This is a genomic window from Jonesia quinghaiensis DSM 15701 (assembly GCF_000423205.1).
Classification (GTDB): Bacteria; Actinomycetota; Actinomycetes; order Actinomycetales; family Cellulomonadaceae; genus Jonesia; species Jonesia quinghaiensis.
In genome coordinates this window covers 114,365-134,136 of the sequence record NZ_KE383990.1, presented here as the reverse complement: position 1 = coordinate 134,136, position 19,772 = coordinate 114,365, and the positions used below count along the sequence as shown (strand labels likewise).

At 55.2% G+C, this 19,772-nt stretch carries 14 protein-coding genes; 4 read left to right on the top strand and 10 right to left on the bottom strand.

The features are described from left to right. Window positions 1–3: 3 nt before the first annotated feature. The 3 genes from narJ to G538_RS0113030 are packed head-to-tail and all read right to left on the bottom strand — an operon-like array spanning window position 4 to window position 6,004. A complete protein-coding gene (narJ, locus tag G538_RS0113040; RefSeq protein ID WP_029069644.1) occupies window positions 4–753 on the bottom strand; it encodes a nitrate reductase molybdenum cofactor assembly chaperone in 750 nt (249 codons plus the stop codon). Continuing rightward, a complete protein-coding gene (narH, locus tag G538_RS0113035) occupies window positions 750–2,273 on the bottom strand; it encodes a nitrate reductase subunit beta (RefSeq protein WP_029069643.1) in 1,524 nt (507 codons plus the stop codon). Before narH ends, narJ begins: the two co-directional genes overlap by 4 nt. Further along, the gene (locus G538_RS0113030) at window positions 2,273–6,004 is read right to left on the bottom strand and encodes a nitrate reductase subunit alpha (protein WP_051197198.1); all 3,732 of its coding nucleotides are present in this window, start codon (window positions 6,002–6,004) and stop codon (window positions 2,273–2,275) included. Before G538_RS0113030 ends, narH begins: the two co-directional genes overlap by 1 nt. 171 nt (window positions 6,005–6,175) lie before the next feature. Between G538_RS0113030 and G538_RS0113025 the strand changes: the two genes are divergently transcribed. Then, window positions 6,176–7,027 carry a helix-turn-helix transcriptional regulator gene (locus G538_RS0113025; RefSeq protein WP_029069641.1) on the top strand — a complete coding sequence of 284 codons (852 nt, stop codon included), beginning with the start codon at window positions 6,176–6,178 and terminating at the stop codon, window positions 7,025–7,027. A gap of 42 nt (window positions 7,028–7,069) precedes the next feature. Here G538_RS0113025 and G538_RS0113020 read toward each other — a convergent pair whose 3' ends face one another. Beyond that, the gene (locus G538_RS0113020) at window positions 7,070–8,407 is read right to left on the bottom strand and encodes an MFS transporter (protein ID WP_157544501.1); all 1,338 of its coding nucleotides are present in this window, start codon (window positions 8,405–8,407) and stop codon (window positions 7,070–7,072) included. 360 nt (window positions 8,408–8,767) lie between these two features. Continuing rightward, a complete protein-coding gene (gene coaE / locus G538_RS0113015; RefSeq protein ID WP_029069639.1) occupies window positions 8,768–9,370 on the bottom strand; it encodes a dephospho-CoA kinase in 603 nt (200 codons plus the stop codon). Between the two features lie 66 nt (window positions 9,371–9,436). Between coaE and G538_RS0113010 the strand changes: the two genes are divergently transcribed. Then, entirely contained in the window at window positions 9,437–11,326 is a 1,890-nt protein-coding gene (locus tag G538_RS0113010; RefSeq protein ID WP_035834350.1) for an ABC transporter ATP-binding protein, read from the top strand. Between the two features lie 31 nt (window positions 11,327–11,357). Here G538_RS0113010 and G538_RS16895 read toward each other — a convergent pair whose 3' ends face one another. The 3 genes from G538_RS16895 to G538_RS0112995 form a co-directional block, all read right to left on the bottom strand. Continuing rightward, window positions 11,358–11,981 carry a pyroglutamyl-peptidase I gene (locus tag G538_RS16895; protein WP_051197196.1) on the bottom strand — a complete coding sequence of 208 codons (624 nt, stop codon included), beginning with the start codon at window positions 11,979–11,981 and terminating at the stop codon, window positions 11,358–11,360. 168 nt (window positions 11,982–12,149) lie between these two features. Next, window positions 12,150–13,616, bottom strand: coding sequence for a 30S ribosomal protein S1 (gene rpsA / locus G538_RS0113000; RefSeq protein WP_029069637.1), 1,467 nt, complete (start codon window positions 13,614–13,616; stop codon window positions 12,150–12,152). A 244-nt stretch (window positions 13,617–13,860) separates the two neighbouring features. Continuing rightward, window positions 13,861–14,883, bottom strand: a complete 1,023-nt coding sequence (locus tag G538_RS0112995) for a 6-phosphofructokinase (protein ID WP_029069636.1) — start codon at window positions 14,881–14,883, stop codon at window positions 13,861–13,863. A gap of 206 nt (window positions 14,884–15,089) precedes the next feature. On the opposite strand from G538_RS0112995, the gene G538_RS0112990 reads away from it, so the two are divergent. Then, entirely contained in the window at window positions 15,090–15,890 is an 801-nt protein-coding gene (locus tag G538_RS0112990; protein ID WP_029069635.1) for a class I SAM-dependent methyltransferase, read from the top strand. 21 nt (window positions 15,891–15,911) lie between these two features. Here the strand turns inward: G538_RS0112990 and polA are convergent, their stop codons facing one another. Then, window positions 15,912–18,545, bottom strand: a complete 2,634-nt coding sequence (gene polA, locus G538_RS0112985; RefSeq protein ID WP_051197194.1) for a DNA polymerase I — start codon at window positions 18,543–18,545, stop codon at window positions 15,912–15,914. A gap of 67 nt (window positions 18,546–18,612) precedes the next feature. Here polA and G538_RS0112980 point away from each other — a divergent pair, with 67 nt between their 5' ends. Beyond that, the gene (locus G538_RS0112980) at window positions 18,613–19,017 is read left to right on the top strand and encodes a PaaI family thioesterase (protein ID WP_051197286.1); all 405 of its coding nucleotides are present in this window, start codon (window positions 18,613–18,615) and stop codon (window positions 19,015–19,017) included. On the opposite strand, the gene G538_RS16890 is transcribed toward G538_RS0112980, so the two are convergent. Further along, window positions 18,991–19,665 (bottom strand): GNAT family N-acetyltransferase, encoded by a 675-nt coding sequence (locus G538_RS16890; RefSeq protein ID WP_051197192.1) that lies wholly within the window; start codon window positions 19,663–19,665, stop codon window positions 18,991–18,993. The genes G538_RS0112980 and G538_RS16890 overlap by 27 nt on opposite strands. Window positions 19,666–19,772 lie beyond the last annotated feature (107 nt).

The following is a 19,772-nucleotide window of genomic DNA, read 5'->3' as shown; positions in this document are numbered from 1 at the left end:
GGGTCAGTTTCCTTTCGGTGAACAGGTAAATTCCGGTGGGCCGAATGGTTGATCTGGTCCTCCCGAGAGTGTTGAGTATGGGGCGAGTGGCGACTCGAGTCCGATGGTTTCTGCTGGTGGGCCAGCGGCGACCAGGGTGCTGATTTCCTCTTGTTGGCGCTCTGTGATGGGGCCGAGGATCTCTGCGACCGCGTCGAGCACCATGGCGTACATTGATGTGCGGTCGTGTAGTGCGGTGCGGATCACCTCGAACCCGTTGCGGTGCAGTCGCAGCAGTCCTTCCCCAACTCCACTACCTGTTACTGCGGCAAATTCCAAGACCATGGGTAAGTAGTCGGGCAGTTCGTTTTCTGGTGGTGAGAAACCGTAGGCTCGGTAGCGCTGTTTAAACATCAGCAACGACATGCCTCGCTGTCGGGTGTCACCGTGCAGGTAGTAGGTGAGGAACAGGGAGGATTTGCGGCGCATGTCGAAGGTTTCGACGTAGTGCCGTTGTGCCTGCATTGATGTTTGTGCACTGAAGGCAACCCAAAATTCTTGAAGTAGGCGGGCTGCTGGTGATTGTGGCAGATCCCCTATCGCCGTTGTCAGGTCGGAGCGCAACACGTCGAACTGTTCATCGGGGTACCCCAGCAGGACGGCGCTGAGCGCTAACACTTCGGCGCGCCCAGGGATGTCTGTGAGGTTGCGACGTTGTGAGCGCCGAAACAGTGGTATCCCAATAGGTTTACGGGCTTTAGCTGAGGTGCTCATCGAGGCCTCCTGCGAGCAAGTGTGAGTGACACTTTCCCACCCTTTGTGGCCACGGCGCTCATGCCTGGCCCTCCTGGGCCGTCCAAAGAACACCCGGACTGCCACGACGCCAGTTCGGCGGCGCGTTCGGTGTGTGCTTTAGGGATCACATAGCGGTCAGCCATTTTGGCGATGGCAAGCAACCGGTACATGTCTTCAACGTCCTGAGCAGACATACCGATGCGCTCAAGAACCTCGTGGGCAACATCACCGTTGATTGTGCGGTTGCGCATGTAGGTTCGCATTCCAGCGAGTTTCATCAGCACCCCGGAGATGGTGTCAACATCCCCGGCCGTGAAAATAGATGCCAAGTACTCCATGGGGATACGCAACGAGGAGATCGTGTGGAACACGTCATCGGCATCTGTGTTGTCGTAACCCAACTCAGTGGTGACATCAAGGACCGGGGACAACGGCGGCACGTACCACACCATCGGCAGGGTGCGGTACTCCGGGTGCAGGGGCAACGCAATTTTGTAGGTGTGAATCAGTTTGTAAATTGGGGACTCTTGGGCCGCAGTAATCCAGTCTTCAGGGATCCCTTCGGCACGTGCCGCCGCAAGAACCTCTGGATCAAATGGATCCAAAATAATGTTGCGTTGGGAGTCAAGAAGTTCACTCTCATCCGTAACTGACGCTGCTTCCGCGACCTTGTCAGCATCATAAAAAACGATCCCAATGTACCGCAGACGCCCCACACAGGTTTCCGCGCACACGGTAGGAAGGCCCTCTTCAATGCGAGGGAAACAGAACGTACACTTTTCAGCTTTCCCCGTTTGGTGGTTGATGTACACCTTCTTGTACGGGCACGCTGAGACACACATCCGCCAACCACGGCACGCATCTTGATCAACAAGAACAATGCCATCTTCAACCCGCTTGTACATGGCTGAGGATGGGCACGCTGACACACACGCCGGGTTCAGACAGTGCTCACAAATACGCGGCAAGTGGAACATGAATGTCTGTTCAAAAGACATTTGCACTTGCTCAGTCATGTTCTTTAAGTTCGGGTCAAGGTGAGCGATCTCCGGTGAACCACCTAAGTCATCATCCCAGTTAGCACCCCACTCAATGTTCATGTTCTTACCGGTAATCACCGAACGTGGGCGCGCAGTAGGTACGTCGTCTTGAGCTGGCGCATTGACTAGCTGATCAAAGTCGTACGTCGCCGGTTCGTAGTAGTCATCCAAAGTCGGCAAATAGGGGTTAGCGAAGATCGACGCAAGCCGCTTCAACCGGCCGCCCGACTTCAGTTGCAGACGCCCCTTACGATCCAGCGTCCACCCACCCTTCCACCGCTCTTGATCTTCATACCCGCGCGGGTAACCAATTCCCGGTTTCGTTTCCACGTTGTTGAACCACACGTACTCAACACCGTCACGGTTGGTCCAGGTCTGCTTGCACGTCACCGAACAGGTGTGACACCCGATGCACTTATCGAGGTTCATCACCATGGCAACTTGAGACATGACTCGCATCAGTAAATAACCTCCTGTGTGCGGCGGCGAATCACCGTGAACTCATCACGCTGATTACCTGTAGGGCCGTAATAGTTAAATGCATAGGTGAACTGGCCATACCCACCCAGGAAGTGCGACGGCTTCATCATGATCATGGTCAGCGCATTGTGGATCCCACCGCGTTTCCCGGACGTTTCAGTTTTCGGAACGTCAATGTTCCGATCCTTTGAGTGATACATGTACACCGTGCCAGCAGGCATCCGGTGTGACACAACAGCCCGGCATGCAACAACACCATTACGGTTGACCGCCTCAATCCAGTCGTTGTCACGGATACCCGCCTTCTGCGCATCCTCAACAGACATCCAGATCACTGGGCCACCACGAGACAACCCCAACATGTATGGATTGTCCTGATACTGCGAGTGGATCGACCACTTCGAGTGCGGCGTCAAATAACGCACCGTCACACCAGCGCTACCCTCATCAGTGAACCCCTGATCACCAAAGTGACGCCCCATATCCAATGGCGGGCGATACACCGGCAACTGCTCACCAAGAGCCTGCATCCAGTCATGGTCAACAAAGAAATGTTGACGCCCAGTCAACGTGTGCCACGGCTTATCCCGCTCCACATTGATCGTGAACGGCGAATACCGCCGCCCACCCTTCTCAGACCCAGACCACTCATAACTGGTGAACACCGGTTGCGGACCAGAAAGAGCCTGCGGGAACGTAATGATCCGCTCTTCATTCTCTTCCGCAAGATCATGCAACTTCCTGCCAGTACGCTTCTCCAGCTCCTTAAAACCAGCAACCGACACCGCGCCATTCGTAGTCCCAGACAACGCCAGAATCGCTTCACAAAAATGCGCAGCAGTATTCAACCGAGGGCGCCCCTGCCCAACCCCCTCACGCTGAACCCCATTCGCCTTCTCCAAATGAGTAATCGCCGAATCCGGAACAATCGTCACACCCTTAATGGTTGTCCCCGCAGAAGAAATCAACGGCCCAACCGAGCGCATCTTCTCGCCAATCTTGGTGTAATCACGCTCAATCGTGACAAGACGCGGCATAGTCAACCCCGGAATCGGATCACACTCACCATCCTTCCAATCCCGAACCACACCATGAGGCTGCGCCATCTCATCAGGAGTGTCATGCGTCAACGGCGCAGCAATCACATCCGTACGAGTACCCAAATGCACCTTGGCATACTCAGAAACCTTGTCCGCCAACCCCAAAAACGCATCGTAATCAGTACGAGACTCCCACGCAGGCGTGATAGCAGCATTCAACGCATGAACAAAAGGGTGCATATCCGTGGTAGACAAATCTTGTTTCTCGTACCACGTCGCCGCAGGCAACACGATGTCCGAGAACAACGACGTACCCGTCATCCGAAAATCAATGTTCGTCAGAAGGTCAAGTTTCCCTTCCGCCGCTTTATCACGCCACACAATATCCTTCGGACGATTCTCAGGCGCCGTCTCCTGCGCACGCAACGCATCAGTAGTCCCCAACAAATGCTTCAGGAAATACTCATTACCCTTCGCAGAGTTACCAATGAGATTCGAACGCCACAACGTCAAAACACGAGGGAAATTGACCGGATTATCCGGATCCTCCATCGCAAAACGCAGCCGCCCCTCCTTCAACTCATCCACAACAAAATCAGGAACCGACTTACCCGCCTCACCCGCCTCATCACAAATATCAAGCGGATTACGATCAAAACCAGGATGAGCCGGAGTCCACCCCAACCGCTGAGCCTGCGCAAGACAATCAGCAATAGAACTCCGCGAAAAACCAGAAGAACTCGCAGGCGACGCAAGCTCCGCAGCATCAAACCCCTCATACCGCCACTGATCAGTAGCCGTATACCAAAAAGCCGTCCCAGCCATATGACGAGTAGGCCGCTGCCAATCCAAACCAAACGACATATGCTGCTGACCCGTCACAGGACGAGCCTTCTCCTGACCAACATAGTGAGCCCAACCCCCACCGTTCACACCCTGACAACCCGTCATCGTCAACAACGAAATAAACGTGCGATAAATCGTGTCAGAGTGATACCAGTGATTCGTCCCAGCCCCCATAATGATCATCGAACGCCCCTGAGTCACCTCCGCATTACGCGCAAACTCACGAGCAATACGAGCACACTGCTCCCCAGTCACACCCGACAACGACTCCTGCCACCCAGGCGTACCCGGCACCTCAACATCGTCATAACCAGTCGGCCACACCCCCGGCAACCCATCACGACCCACACCATAATTCGCAAGCAACAAATCAAACACCGTCGTCACAGTGATGCCATCAATCGTAAGCGTCGGAACACCACGAGTAATCGTTGTCCCACCCTCACTTGGCCCCTCATCAAAACGCGGCATCACAACACTCACACCACGCGCAACCTGCCCCTGGTGCGTCACCCCATACAGCGACAAATGCGGCTCCTGACCCTCAAGATCAAGATTCCACCGCCCCTTCCCCTCCTCAGTCCACCGATCCGCAAGCGTCCCATTCGGAACAGTGACAGCATCAGCCACAGCATCAAGAAACACCGGACGAAACTCACCGCGCTCGCCGGTTGCCCCAGACACAGTGCTGTGTTCGAGATCAGCTGCGGTGAGGAACTTTCCGACCTTAAAGTGTCCGCCACCGGTGTCAGGGTCAGGCTCGAGAGACACAAGGAAAGGAGAGTCAGTGAATTTCTTGGAGTACTGCGTGAAGTAGTCCACTTGCCGGTCGCGGTAAAACTCGGAGAGGATCACGTGCCCCATCGCTAAGGCGAGGGCACCGTCTGTTCCTGGGGCAGGGGCTAACCAGTCATCGGCGAACTTGACGTTATCTGCGTAATCCGGTGAAACAGCGACAACTTTGGTGCCCTTGTAACGAACTTCAGCGAGGAAGTGAGCGTCTGGGGTGCGGGTCACAGGGATATTTGATCCCCACATCATGATGTAACCAGCGTTCCACCAGTCCCCCGATTCAGGAACGTCGGTTTGATCCCCCCACACCTGCGGTGATGCCGGCGGCAAGTCGGCGTACCAGTCGTAGAAACTGAGCAGTGTGCCACCAATCATGGACAAAAATCTGGTGCCCACGCCAAAAGACGCCATGGACATTGCGGGGATCGGGGTGAAGCCTACGCAACGATCTGGCCCGTAGTTCTTAATGGTGTACACATGGGCGGCAGCCATGATTTCTGTTGCCAAGTCCCAGTTCGCTCGAACCAGTCCGCCTTTGCCTCGGGCAGATTTATACATTGTTGCCTTCAGAGGGGCAGTAACTATCGATTCCCATGCGTCAACAGGGTCTGGGTGCTCTTCTTTAGCTTGGAGGTATAGCTCAAGCAGAACGCCGCGAATGTAGGGATACTTCACCCGCCCAGGTGAATAGGTGTACCAGGAGAACGATGCGCCACGTGGGCATCCTCGCGGTTCGTATTCGGGGCTGTCTGGACCGGTCGTTGGATAGTTCGTTCCTTGGTGTTCCCACGTAATCAAACCGTCTTTCACGTAGACATCCCAAGCGCACGATCCAGTGCAGTTCACACCATGTGTCGAACGGACAATTTTGTCGTGTGACCACCTATTACGGTAGAACTCATCCCACTGTGAAGGGTTCGTTTCGACGTAGGCATGCGAATTGTCGAACACCTCGGTTTCCGGAAGAAGGCCACGGGTGGAGAGTAATTTCTTCACGAGGGGCGACATCGCCTCGGGTGTTGGTGCTGTCATGGGGTGCACTCCTTCGATGTTCGCGAGATCACGATCTGGCAAAAACCTTTCTGCGGCGTGGGCCCTTTGGCCCGCCCCGCGACCTGCTTCTCAAGTAAGTTGAGATTTGAAACGAGAATTATTGAAAATAACTACTTGGCACCGCTGATCACCTCGCAAAGGACACACACCATGCCCGCATCGACAGGACACTTTGGATTCGACGGAACGACAGGTCGCAGTGACTATGGCGGGCGTCGCACGCACATCATTCAACTGTTGCGAGACACCAAAGAACCCTTCACGGTGGCGGACGTTGCGGACCGGGTTGGAATTCACGTCAACACTGCGCGATTCCACCTGGAATCCCTTGTTGACTCTGGGCTCGCACAGCGGATGCAACAGCCTCGAAACACCCCTGGACGCCCGCGCATCCTGTACACGGGAACGCTGCCAAACCAGACTCACGAACGCGCGCAGGCGTTCCGTGTCCTTGCGGACACGTTGACGGTGACCCTTGCCGCATCGATTCCACATGCGTCGACCGTGCTGTACAACGTGGGTAAACAGTGGGGTGAAGTTGTCACAGACGCACCTCTTCCCGATGAAAATCTGTCCGAGGATGAGATCACGCAACGTGTGTTGACGAAGATGGATGCTCTGTGGTTTGCGCCGGAAATCACTGACAATATCGCCCAAGCGACTAGGGAAGCTGATGCTACCGAGGCGCACACACGCAATGTTGGAAAACCGGGCAAAGACCTCGCACATCGCGGCTTCATGTTCCATAACTGCCCGTTCGCGGAAGCTGCGCGAACCGCCCCTGAGGCGGTATGCGCATTGCACGCTGGGTTGCTTAATGGTTCGTTGAGAGAACTTGGTTCGCAGCAACGTGTGGACAGCATCGTTCCCCTGGTTGGACATCACCACTGTGCTGCCCCACTGACGGCGGCGCCCACTGGAGCGTGGGAGGACACTGAAGGAGTAACTGTTGATACCCGGTTTGTTGTTGTGCAACATGATGCTCCTTCCAGTGGATTGTGATCGAGGTGAAGGCGCCGGGCCGGGAAAACCCGGCGCTTTCAATTAGCTTTTGGCTTCTGCACCAGGTCGCGCGTAGAAGTGCCATGACATCGCCGCGCATGCCAGCGCGTACACGATGATGAAAGCGAACACGGTGGTGCGGGAGAAGAAGTTAAATACCATCGAGAATATGAACGGCCCAAACGCCGCAATGGCTGCGGTCCATCCGATGACCCCACCTGCTTGACGCGCCGGGAATATCATGGGCATTTGCTTGAATGTGGAGGCGTTCCCGATCCCTGCGAAAAAGAAGATCAACAACATTCCCGTCATGAAAATCGCTAACGATGGGCCTTCGTCTCCTGCTGTCAGTTGCCCGTACAGAACAACACCAGCTGACGCCGCCATACCGATCCCCGCGACGAAGGTCCAGATGCCTCCACCAAACCGGTCACACAGCGGCCCCCATGTCATGCGCACCAATGAGCCGACAAAAGCCCCGAGGAATACCCATGTCAAGTACTCCGGCCCGAACTGAACCTTCAGCAACATGCCGAAGGTTCCGGCTAAGCCTGAGAAAATCCCGAACGTCAACACGTATTGCATGGTCATGAACCAGGTGTGCTTGTTACTGAAGATGTCGAACTGTTGACGCAGGTTGACCTTCATGGGAACGGACTTCAGCATCGTCCAGGCGAGAATGACTCCAACAATGGCGAATGGGATGAAGATAATGCCCGGGTTGTGGAGCCACACAGTCTTTTCGACGTTGTCAGACACTGATACCTGCCCGGCGATACCAAACAGTGAAAAACCGATTGCCCACGGCACAATGAACTGGACGACCGAAACCCCGAAGTTCCCGATGCCGGCTTGCAGCCCCAACGCGGTGCCTTGTTTAGCTTTGGGGAAAAAGTACGAGGTTGAGGGCATGTACCCAGAGAACACTCCGCCACCAAGTCCCGCAGCCAACGCAAGAGCGATGAGTAGCCCATACGCAGGTTGCTCTGGGAGCGTGACAACCCATGTCCACCCAACAAATGGGATAAGCATGAGGAGCGATGACAGCGTCAACATTTTTCGGGTGCCGATGATCGGAGGCAGCGTCATCCACACCAACCGGAGCGCTCCCCCGGTTAAGCCAGGCATGGCAAGCAACCAGTAGGACTGGCTATCGGTGAGAGTCCAGCCCGTCAGCGTGCCCAATGTAGGGACAAGCGCGCCAGGAAGGTACCAAATAATAAAAGCAAGAACGAGATTGAATGTTGTGACCCACAGAGTCCGCCACGCGATGCGCGGATCCCACACGGTGTCGTCATTTGGGTCCCAGCCCACAAGGTCGCGGCGAGCGTCTTTGCTCACCGTGAGCGAGTTGGCCGAGGGTTGGGGCGTCGTGACCATCAGAACTCCGGTTGTCTGAATGAACCTGTACTGTCGTCCTCCACGATATGAATGCTCTTGTTAAAACTACGGGGTCCTTGGTCCTGTCCGCTAGATCATGCGGTTTCGGCGAGCCGCAGCGATAGTTTTTATTCCTCAGCGCACCGGACGAATTGTTGTAAATTTTCCGAGTGCCATTCGTTGCCCGTCCTGACAGACGCGCCGCACCGCTAGGGCGCAACCAAGAGGTGACACGATGCAATTTCTCTTTAATCCAAAAGTACGAAAGCTGCTCTCCTCATGTGAGAGCATGCAAAAGCGTCACAACAACACCCATGTGTCATTGTGACGCTCGTCACATACATGTCTAGAGTTAGGGTCTCACGCTGATGTGGCGCGCAGAATGCGCTCCCACACCTCATCAATAGATCGCATCAACTCTGCACGTGAACCATCATTTACCAACAAAAAGTCAGCCGCATCTCTGCGCCGCTCATCAGAAGCTTGAGCCGAAATGCGTGCAATCGCTTCCTCCCGAGACATACCGCGGTTACTGACCATGCGACCAATACGCACCTCGCGTGGAGCCTCAACAACGATTACTCCATCAAAGTTTTTCTCTTGCCCTGTCTCCACCAGCAAGGGAATATCGTGAATCACGATGCGGTTATCCTCAAGGGCAACCCGCTCAGCCACGTCCGCCAACGCGTGAACTGCAGGGTGCACAATTGCGTTCAGTCGAGCACGAGCATCGTTGTCCGCGAAAACCAAGGCGCCCAGTGCAGATCGATCCAACGAGCCATCTGCAGAAACAACACCCGAACCAAACTCCTGAACAATCCGAGCCAAACCCTCACTACCCGGTTCAACAGCACGACGCGCAAGAACATCATGGTCGATCACCACCGCCCCATGCTCACCAAGTCGTTGTGCGACCTCTGACTTCCCTGCTGCAATTCCACCTGTTAGACCATAACGACTCATAGACTCAATAGTGCACGCCACTGGCACATACGCACAGGGCACACGCGGAAGGACACGATCGTGACTATGCACCGGCCAGGCGGCGGACCAGGTGGATCCCTGAGGACCTTCCAACAGGACACCTCGGTGACACGCCATCGCCTACGGGGCGACACAATGCAAAGAATCCTCCAGTTCGCCCGACCGTACCGTGCGCAACTGATACTTTTCCTCATACTTATTGCAATCGCTGCTGCTGCTGGCGCCGTGCAGCCCTTACTCTTCCAACGCATTATTGACCAAGGCATCACCGCTGGTGACCGCACCCTGGTGATGACCTACGCGGGCATCATTGCGGGACTGGCACTACTCACTGCAGTACTCACCATTGCCGAACGCATGATCTCGGCGCGCATAGGTGAAGGCGTCATCTACGACCTACGCACAGCGGTATTCGACCACGTCCAAAAAATGCCTATCGCGTTCTTCGCAAGAACTAAAACGGGTGCGCTCGTACAACGCCTCAACGGTGACGTACTTGGAGCTCAACAAGCTTTCACGACCACACTGTCCCAAGTTGTGTCCAACACGCTGACGGTCGTTTTCGTTCTTGCAGCAATGTTCACCATGTCTTGGCAGCTGACTCTTCTCGCGCTTATTCTCCTACCCGCCTTTATTTTCCCGGCACGGTGGATCGGGCCCCGCCTTGCACGAATCACCCGCCGTAGCTACGACCTCAACGCCGAGGCCGCTCAAACAATGAACGAACGTTTCAACGTTTCAGGCGCGTACCTCGCCAAAACATACGGGCGCCCCGACGACGAACTCGCACACTTCTCACAGCAGGCAGCCCAAGTTCGCGATATCGGTATCACAACCGCGTTCTACCAGGTAATTTTCCGAGTTGCTCTCACCACCGTCTCAGCACTCGCCATCGCGGCCGTGTACGGACTGGGTGGTTTGCAAGCGATCAGCGGGCAGCTGAGCGTCGGTATTGTTGTGGCCTTGGCTGCCTATCTAGGCCAGCTTTACGCCCCATTAACGGCGTTGTCCAACGTGCATGTCACCATCATGACAGCACTCGTTTCTTTCGAGAGAGTACTTGAGGTCCTTGACCTTACTCCGATGATTCGAGAAATCGATTCACCCATCAACCTCAACGAAGGACTGCGTACAGCAGGAGCTCGAATCGACCTGTCAGATGTTTCCTTCACTTACCCCAGCGCTGGTGAAGTTTCTCTTGCATCACTGGAAAGTGTCACCCACCTCAACACAGATCTCTCCCAACCCACGCTGCACAACGTAAGTTTTAGCGTTGAGCCAGGTCAAACAGTTGCGATAGTTGGCCCGTCAGGAGCAGGAAAAACAACCCTCACCCACCTGATTACTCGCATGTATGACCCCACCGTGGGACAGGTAGCGATAGCTGGAACTGACCTCACCAAAGCTTCTACTGCGTCGCTGCGAGAAACAGTGGGCGTTGTTATGCAGGATGCTCACATGTTCCATGACACAATCGCCAACAATCTGCGCTACGCAAACCCTTCCGCTACCGCTTCACAGATGCAAGAAGCCTTGCAACGGGCACACATATGGCCACTTATCGCCACGCTGCACGATGGCATGGAAACCGTCATTGGCGACCGCGGTTACCGGATGTCTGGTGGTGAACGTCAACGCATTGCGATAGCTCGCCTTCTCCTCAAAGCGCCAGACATTGTTGTCCTCGACGAAGCCACAGCGCACCTCGACTCAGAATCGGAAGCAGCAGTGTCTTCCGCACTCAATGAGGCCCTCAGAGGACGAACTGCGGTTGTTATTGCTCACCGCCTGTCCACCGTACGCACTGCTGATTCCATTATCGTTCTTGATGAGGGGAAAATCGTTGAGCAAGGCACACACAATGAGCTATTAGAACGAGGCGGCTTATACGCCGAACTGTACAACACGCAGTTCGCTGACCAGCAACAAAGTTAAGACAAGTCGCCCTCAGCGCAAGACTTCCTCACTAGTACTCTCGCCCAGCAGATATCTTGAGGTCGGGCGCCGCGTCCAACCCAACGCGAACTATTTCAATGACGCCACGGGCCCACTTCTGACAATCAGTGTCCCACTCGCTTTCAGTGGGCATAGGCACGTGTACGAATGTTGTTCGCGTGTCAGTTCCGGCCGTAGCGTGAGCAGCGACGTACATGACCTGGTTGCACACATAGGTACCTGCTGAATAGGAGACCTGACAGGCAGTACCGTTTTCCTGCGCAGCCTGCACTGCACGTTTAACAGGGTAGCGGGAAATGTATGCTGCTGGTGCTCCAAGCACAACTGGTTCGTCAATAGGCTGGGCGCCGTCGTTGTCAGGTATCCGCGCATCTATGAGGTTGACTGCCACCCGTTCAACTGTGAGTTCCTTGCGCCCAGCTGCAACACCAAGGGATACCACTAGTTGAGGTGTGTGGGTGTCAATAAGTTTCCGCAACGATGCTTCAGCAGGTTGAAAGGCGCATGGAAGCACCTCGTAAATGACCTCTTGTCCTCCGTCACGCAGCGCACGAACTACTGCGCTGCCTATGTCTTGTGATGGGTTTCGTGGGTCCCCGCCAAAGGGTTCAAATGCGGTGAGAAGAATTGTCATGTGTCAACCAACTTCCTTATGTGCAACACAGTACGAAACGCACTGCTGAACTGCGATCTCTGTTGCTTTCATCCTCGATCATTATCCGATAAACACGTGTGGCCCCCATCCACAAAGGATGGGGGCCACACGTCACTGCTTATGCGATGACCGTTAGGTCAGGTCGCATCAGTTACCAGTGAGCTTCTCACGCAGTGCTGCGAGGGCTTCGTCGGAAGCAAGGGTGCCTTCGCCAGATTCCTCAACGGGTGCGTTGGAGGAGTAGGAAGCCTGAGCGTCCTCTCCTGGCTCTTCGCTAGCTGAAGCAGCTGCTTCTGCGTCTGCCTTGATGGCAGCTGCAACCTGCTTGCGGTGAGCTTCCCAGCGAGTGTGAGCAGATGCGTACTCTGCTTCCCATGATTCGCGCTGAGCCTCGTAGCCTGGCAGCCACTCTTCAGTGGTTGGGTCGAAGCCTTCAGGGTACTTGTAGTTGCCCTGCTCGTCGTACTCGGCAGCCATACCGTAGAGCGCTGGGTCGAACTCTTCAGACTCTGGGTCGACACCCTCGTTTGCCTGCTTGAGTGACAGTGAGATACGGCGACGCTCAAGGTCGATGTCGATGACCTTAACGAAGGCGTCATCTCCAACGTTGACAACCTGCTCAGGGAGGTCAACGTGGCGAACAGCCAACTCGGAGATGTGTACAAGGCCCTCGATGCCGTCTTCGACGCGCACAAACGCACCGAATGGAACAAGCTTGGTGACCTTACCTGGCACGACCTGACCAATGGCGTGGGTGCGTGCGAAGGTCTGCCATGGGTCTTCCTGGGTGGCCTTCAACGACAGCGAGACACGCTCACGGTCGAAGTCAACGTCGAGAACCTCAACGGTAACTTCCTGACCAACCTCAACAACCTCGCTGGGGTGGTCAATGTGCTTCCAAGAAAGTTCGGAGACGTGCACGAGGCCGTCTACTCCACCAAGGTCAACGAATGCACCGAAGTTTACGATGGACGACACAACACCGGGGCGCACTTGGCCCTTCTGCAGGGTCTGCAGGAAGGTTGAACGAACCTCAGACTGTGTCTGCTCAAGCCAAGCACGGCGGGACAGAACCACGTTGTTGCGGTTCTTGTCGAGCTCGATGATCTTAGCTTCGATCTCCTTGCCCACGTAAGGCTGGAGGTCACGCACACGACGCATCTCAACAAGTGACGCAGGGAGGAAGCCGCGAAGTCCGATGTCGAGGATGAGTCCACCCTTGACGACCTCGATGACGGTTCCAGTAACGACGCCGTCTTCTTCCTTGATCTTCTCGATTGTGCCCCAGGCGCGCTCGTACTGTGCGCGCTTCTTGGAGAGGATCAGACGACCCTCTTTGTCTTCCTTCTGGAGGACAAGCGCTTCTACCGAGTCACCAACGTTGACAACCTCACCAGGGTCAACATCGTGCTTGATAGAAAGCTCACGGGAAGGGATAACACCTTCGGTCTTGTAACCGATGTCAAGGAGAACCTCGTCGCGGTCAACCTTAACGATGGTGCCCTCAACGATGTCGCCGTCGTTGAAGTACTTGATGGTGGCGTCAACTGCGGCGAGGAAGTCTTCCTCGGTACCAATGTCGTTGACGGCAACCTGTGGGGTAGAGATGGTCATTGAGTCTGAAGCTCCGATGCGGACAGGAAGTAGGTCGAATAGGGAAAAACTAGTGTTCTTTCAGCACGTCCAGCCATCTGGACTGTCGCACAAGATCTTCGCGTAAAAACCCGCAAGAATAATCTAAAACACCGCGTTTAAGCCTACCTGCCGTGGGTAAACCGGTCAAACAGTCAGGTTACTTTTCGCCTCAAGAATCCTGTGAGTCGCACCACGTCAAGCGCAGAACTTCCCGAGGACCATGTTAGGCGAGCACTCGGGCAACGCGAAGCAGATCATCAGGAACAGGCTTCACTTTCCCAGCGATATCTGCAAGTGGAACAAGAACAATTTCCTCATTCTGCAAAGCAGTCATGACATTAGTTTTTCCAGCTGTCACAGCGTCTACAGCAGCTACACCAAAACGTGAACCAAGAATACGGTCCGTTGGAGTTGGAGTACCGCCGCGTTGTACGTGACCAAGAACTGTTAGCCGTGTATCAAAGCCTGTTCGTTCTGAAATCTCATGCGCCACTCGCTCCCCCACAGCTCCGGCGATGATCTCTCCGAATTGGCCAAGTTGAACCTCGTAGTCCATGGCAGATCCCTTAGCAGGGCTCGCACCCTCAGCGACAACGACAATGGAGAAGTTTGCGTGGGCACGGTGACGGTGCCGCAAAAACTTCACGATCCGATCGATGTCGAAAGGCTCTTCTGGGGCAAGGACAATTTCCGCTCCACCAGCAATTCCAGCGGCCACAGAAATCCATCCTGCGTGACGCCCCATGACCTCAACGACCATGACACGGTTGTGGGACTCTGCCGTGGTGTGAATACGGTCGATCGCTTCCGTCGCAATGTTTACTGCCGTGTGGTAACCAATTGATAAATCAGTGCCCCACACATCGTTATCAATGGTTTTTGGGATCGCGATGACATTGATGCCCTCGTCTGCCACCTTACTTGCCGCATTAAGTGTTCCATCGCCCCCAATGCAGATGACAGCGTCGATACGCTCAGCTTCGAACGTGGCCATTACCTGTTCCATCGCCCCTGCTGAGTGAGGGTGGAACCGCGCGGTACCCAGCATAGTCCCGCCCTGAGGAAGGATATTGCGGATGTTCGATCGATCAAGCTGGATGACGTCGCCATCAACGACACCCTTCCAACCATTACGGAACCCGATGACTTGGTGCCCGTACTCGCCGAGCGCCTGCTTAACAACCGCACGGATGGCAGCGTTCAGGCCGGGGCAGTCGCCTCCGCCAGTGAGCAGACCGATACGCATAGATACTCCCTGTCATGACACAAAGGTGAATAGATGAGATCACCCATCCCACGGTGCGGGCCGGATGGCGTGTCTCTGTAACTATCACCACCTTACCTGCCTCACCCGCCGTTTAGGTGAAACTTTGGTCCCCCGCCACGGTGAACAAAACCCCAACTCAACACCGTATTCGCAGCTCCCCCTCCAGCGCCCCGTACGATACCCCTATGAGCAACGACAACTCTGATGAACTGCACTTTGGCTACACCACGATCAAGGACGACCAAGCAACACACGCAGCAAAAAGTTGGTGGGACGCCAATGCGAATGAGTATCACGACGAACACGATGTTTTTCTTCGTGGCTTAGGGTTCGTGTGGGGGCCAGAGGGCCTGACAGAGGAGACAGCTCAACTTCTCGGTCAGCCAGAAACGTTGCGAGGAAAAAGAGTTTTAGAGATTGGTGCCGGAGGAGCACAGTGCAGCTCATGGTTACAACAACATGGCGCGTTGACCTGTGCAACAGATATTTCACCTGGCATGCTCAGCCATGCTGAAAAATCGGTGATGCCACTGGCCGCTGATGCACGGGCTTTACCGTTTGCTTCTGACAGTTTCGATATCGTCTTCACAAGTTTCGGAGCGTTGCAGTTTGTCCCCGACGCGCAACGCATCCACCAAGAAGTCGCGCGAGTCTTGCGGCCAGGCGGACAGTGGACTTTTTCCGTGACTCACCCATCACGTTGGATGTTTCCAGACGACCCGACCCACCAGGGTATGACGATTGTTCGCCCATACTTTGACCGAGCCCCGTACGTGGAGTTCGCTGACAACGGTGACGTGGAGTACGCCGAGTACCACCGCACTATCGGCGACTATGTCAACGACGTTGTCACCGCAGGCTTTTCTCTCACAGCCCTGATCGAGCCCGCTTGGCAAGAAGAAAACTCAGCTGTGTGGGGAGGGTGGGGGCCAGAACGCGGGGCATATCTGCCTGGCACGCTCATAGTGAGCGCCAAGACCGCATAATCTGGCCCCCGCACACACAAACTAGTGGCCCGCCTCATGCCAGTTAGCACCTGCACCAACTGAAACACTCAGGGGAACATCAAGGGTCATAGCCCCCGACATGTGTGTCCGTAAAATCTCTTCCGCAGCGTCCCGCTCCCCCGGTGCAACTTCGACAATGAGTTCGTCGTGAATTTGTAGCAGAAGACGGGATGACAATCCCTGCTCACGCAGTGCCCGATCAACGCCAAGCATGGCTTGTTTGATGATGTCCGCAGCGCTGCCCTGAATCGGAGCGTTCAAGGCGACTCTTTCTGCGATCTCCCTGCGCTGACGGTTGTCGCTTGTGAGGTCCGGCAAGTACCGCCTGCGTCCCATGATGGTTTGTGTGTAACCATCGAGGCGCGCTTGCTCGACAACTCCGGTGAGATACTTTCGCACTCCCCCAAAACGTTGGAAATATTCATCCATGAGTTCTGACGCTTCACCGACAGAGATTTTTAGTTGTTTCGAAAGGCCGAATGCGGATAGTCCGTAAGCCAACCCGTAACTCATGGCTTTAACCTTGGAGCGCATTGCCGGAGTCACCTCATCGATTGAGACGCCAAAGACTCTGGCTCCAACAAAGTTGTGGAGGTCTTCACCGGCTTGGAAAGCAGTAATGAGGCCCTCATCGTGGGACAAGTGAGCCATGATTCGCATCTCGATCTGCGAGTAGTCAGCGGTGAGTAGCGTCTCGTAACCGTCGCCCACCACAAACGCCTGCCTGATTCGACGACCGGTTTCTGTGCGGATAGGGATGTTCTGCAAATTGGGATCAACAGAACTCAACCGCCCCGTAGCAGCCACTGTTTGCTGGAATGTGGTGTGGATACGTCCATCATCAGTAATAGCCTTCAGGAGGCCTTCTACCGTTTGCCGTAACTTCGTGGAATCACGGTAGTCCAACAAATGCCTGAGAAACGGGTGCTCCGTTTTTGCGTAGAGATCAGCCAACGCTGATGCGTCAGTTGTGTAACCCGTCTTAATCTTCTTCGTCTTGGGCATCTCTAACTGCTCAAAGAGAACCTCTTGAAGTTGTTTAGGTGAACCAAGGTTCACCTCGCGTCCGATGGCCTCATACGCACCAGCTTTTGATCCTTCGCCTTGCTCAGCGAAAAAGCTGTCCAACGAACGGAGGTGCTCATGATCCATAGCGACGCCAGCGCTCTCCATGTCCACAAGGACTCGAGCGAGAGGAAGTTCCATCGTGGTGTAGAGCTCAAGCACTTGGCGTGAGGTGAGCTCTTCACGGAGCTTGTGCGCAACATCAGACAGCACGGAGGCCCGGTACCCCAGACCTCTAGCCGCATCATCAAGATCGAGCCCAAGGTCCAACGACCCTTGTTCCTGTACAGGACTTGGGTTGACATCGCGGTTTGCATAACGGATTGCAAGATCTTCCAACGCGTACGAGCGTTGGTCAGGGAATGCAAGATACGCAGCCAGCTCTGTGTCGAAAACTACGCCATGCACACCAGCGGAAAAAGGGACGAGTGAGTGCCACGTGTGTTTGAAACCGTGAACGATTTTTGGCCGCGAAGCGTCCTGCAGCCAGTCACGGAGCGCAACTGTGTCTTCATCGCTGAGTTCATCGAGACGTAGCACCACGGCTTGCGAAGCCGTGGCTGACAGCGCGATGCTCCAGGCAGAGCCTTGTGCAGGCAATCCTTTACCTTGCACTTCAAGCCCGATCGGCTCAGTGTTTTTGCTCAGCCACTCGTGGAGCCCTTCGGTAACGGAGGTGAGGACGTCAACATCTGCCTGACTGTGGTGGTCAGGGGCTTGCGTTTCCCCCGATGGCATCAGCGCAAACAGTCGTTCTCTTAGCGTCCGAAACTCCAGCACATCGAAAATCTCGTGCATCGCAGCCCTGTCCCATGGTTGGGCAGCCAGTTCCTTGGGCATGATGTCTAATTCAACGTCTGTGAGCAGTCGGTTGATGTCACGGTTTTTCCGAACTTGCTCAACATGCGCCCTCAGAGACTCCCCCACTTTGCCCTTAATCCCCTCTGCGCCATCAAGGATCTGAGCGAGGCTGCCAAATTGGTTGATCCACTTCGCAGCTGTTTTCGGTCCCACACCAGGGACACCCGGGATGTTGTCAGAGGTTTCGCCAACAAGCGCAGCAAGATCTGGGTACTGCTCAGGGCGCACACCATATTTTTCTTCCACTGCATCCGGTGTGTACCGCTTAAGTTCCGATACGCCTTTGACGGGGTACAACACTGTGACGTCTTCATTGACAAGTTGTAGCGAATCGCGGTCCCCAGAGCACAGCAGCACCTCCATGCCTTGGCTTCGCGCATCGGTAGACCATGTAGCGAGAATGTCATCAGCCTCGAACATGTCCTTCTCGAGGAACCGAATGTTCATCGCTGTCAGCACTTCTTTAATGAGCGAGACTTGCCCCTTGAAAGGTTCTGGCGTGGCGTCTCGCGTGCCTTTATATTCAGGGAAAACATCAGTTCGGAAGGTGTGAGACCCAGCATCAAATGCCACTCCGACGTGCGTGGGTTTCTCGTTCGTGATGAGCGTGGCCAACATCGAAATGAAGCCATGCACAGCATTGGTATAGGCACCACTTGTAGTAATGAATTTGTCCGCTGGCAGAGCGAAAAATGCTCGGTATGCCATGGAGTGTCCGTCGATGATCAAGAGTCTGGGTCGCACAATGTCGTTCACACCTGCCAATCTATACGGTATGGATGACAAGCACACACCAATGGTGACAGCCGACCAGATCAACAACTCACTTCTGGGGCGCATGGGCATCACACTTACCCATGTCGATCAAGAATCTGCGACAGGTACGATGCCTGTGGCTGGCAACACTCAGCCCTACGGATTACTTCACGGCGGGGCAAGCGCGGTACTCGCCGAAACACTGGGATCTTTTGCGGCGGGGATGCACGCAGGCCCCGGCAGAACAGCCGTTGGGCTAGAACTCAACATCACCCACCACCGCTCTGCACGCGACGGAATTGTTACCGGCTTGGCACAGGCCGTGCACCGTGGCCGTTCAACGGCAACCTACGAGATCATCATCTCTCAAGAGGACAGAAGAATCAGCACAGCACGTTTAACGTGCATGCTTCTCGACAGATGACTCACCGTTGGGTGGGATTGACGGCGGATTCTCTTGTGCATACGCGGCTTGAAAGGCCCGCATATCTAACGGACCAGAATTCGTTTCGATCCGGGCGCGGCGTCTACGAGCGATGATGTCTTCCAGCGGTGTAGTCCCGCGCCTGGTTCGCTTGGTCTCTGCAGCTAAGTGACGCAAAAGTGCCTGAGTGGTAACCACCCGGTGGGACGCAGCAGGGGCAAAACCCAAGCGGGAATAGAATCTTTGCATCCCACGGGAACCGGGAAGTGGTAGCGCGTATATTTCCTGCGCATTGGCGGTGACGGCGACGTCCGTCACCGCACTCATGAGTGCGTGACCAATACCGCGCCGCCGCGCCCCTTCAGCAACGTACATCACTTCGAGGTAGAGCATGGGTGTTGTAAGAAACACCCCGGGAAGTACGTTACGCAGTAGCGCGAAGCCGACGAGAGAATCCTCGTGGTGCGCAACGAGAACGTGTGTGCCCTCAAGTTCAGCATATGTCGCGAGTTGTTGACGCAGAGCGTCATGGTCTCCAACACAGACTTGAGCCCCTAGTGCCGCTTCTCCCCGTGCAGTGAGACACAGGGAAGCTAGCGAGGAGAGGTCGTGCGGTTGCAGTTCACTGACGGTAACTCCTGGTATCACGTTCTACTCCCTCCCTTCGGCGGTGAAGCGCACGGCGGCTGACTCAGTGGCGGTACGTGACAGCGCTGGCACGACGAACATTGCTTCTGTTATCGATTTGTGATCCT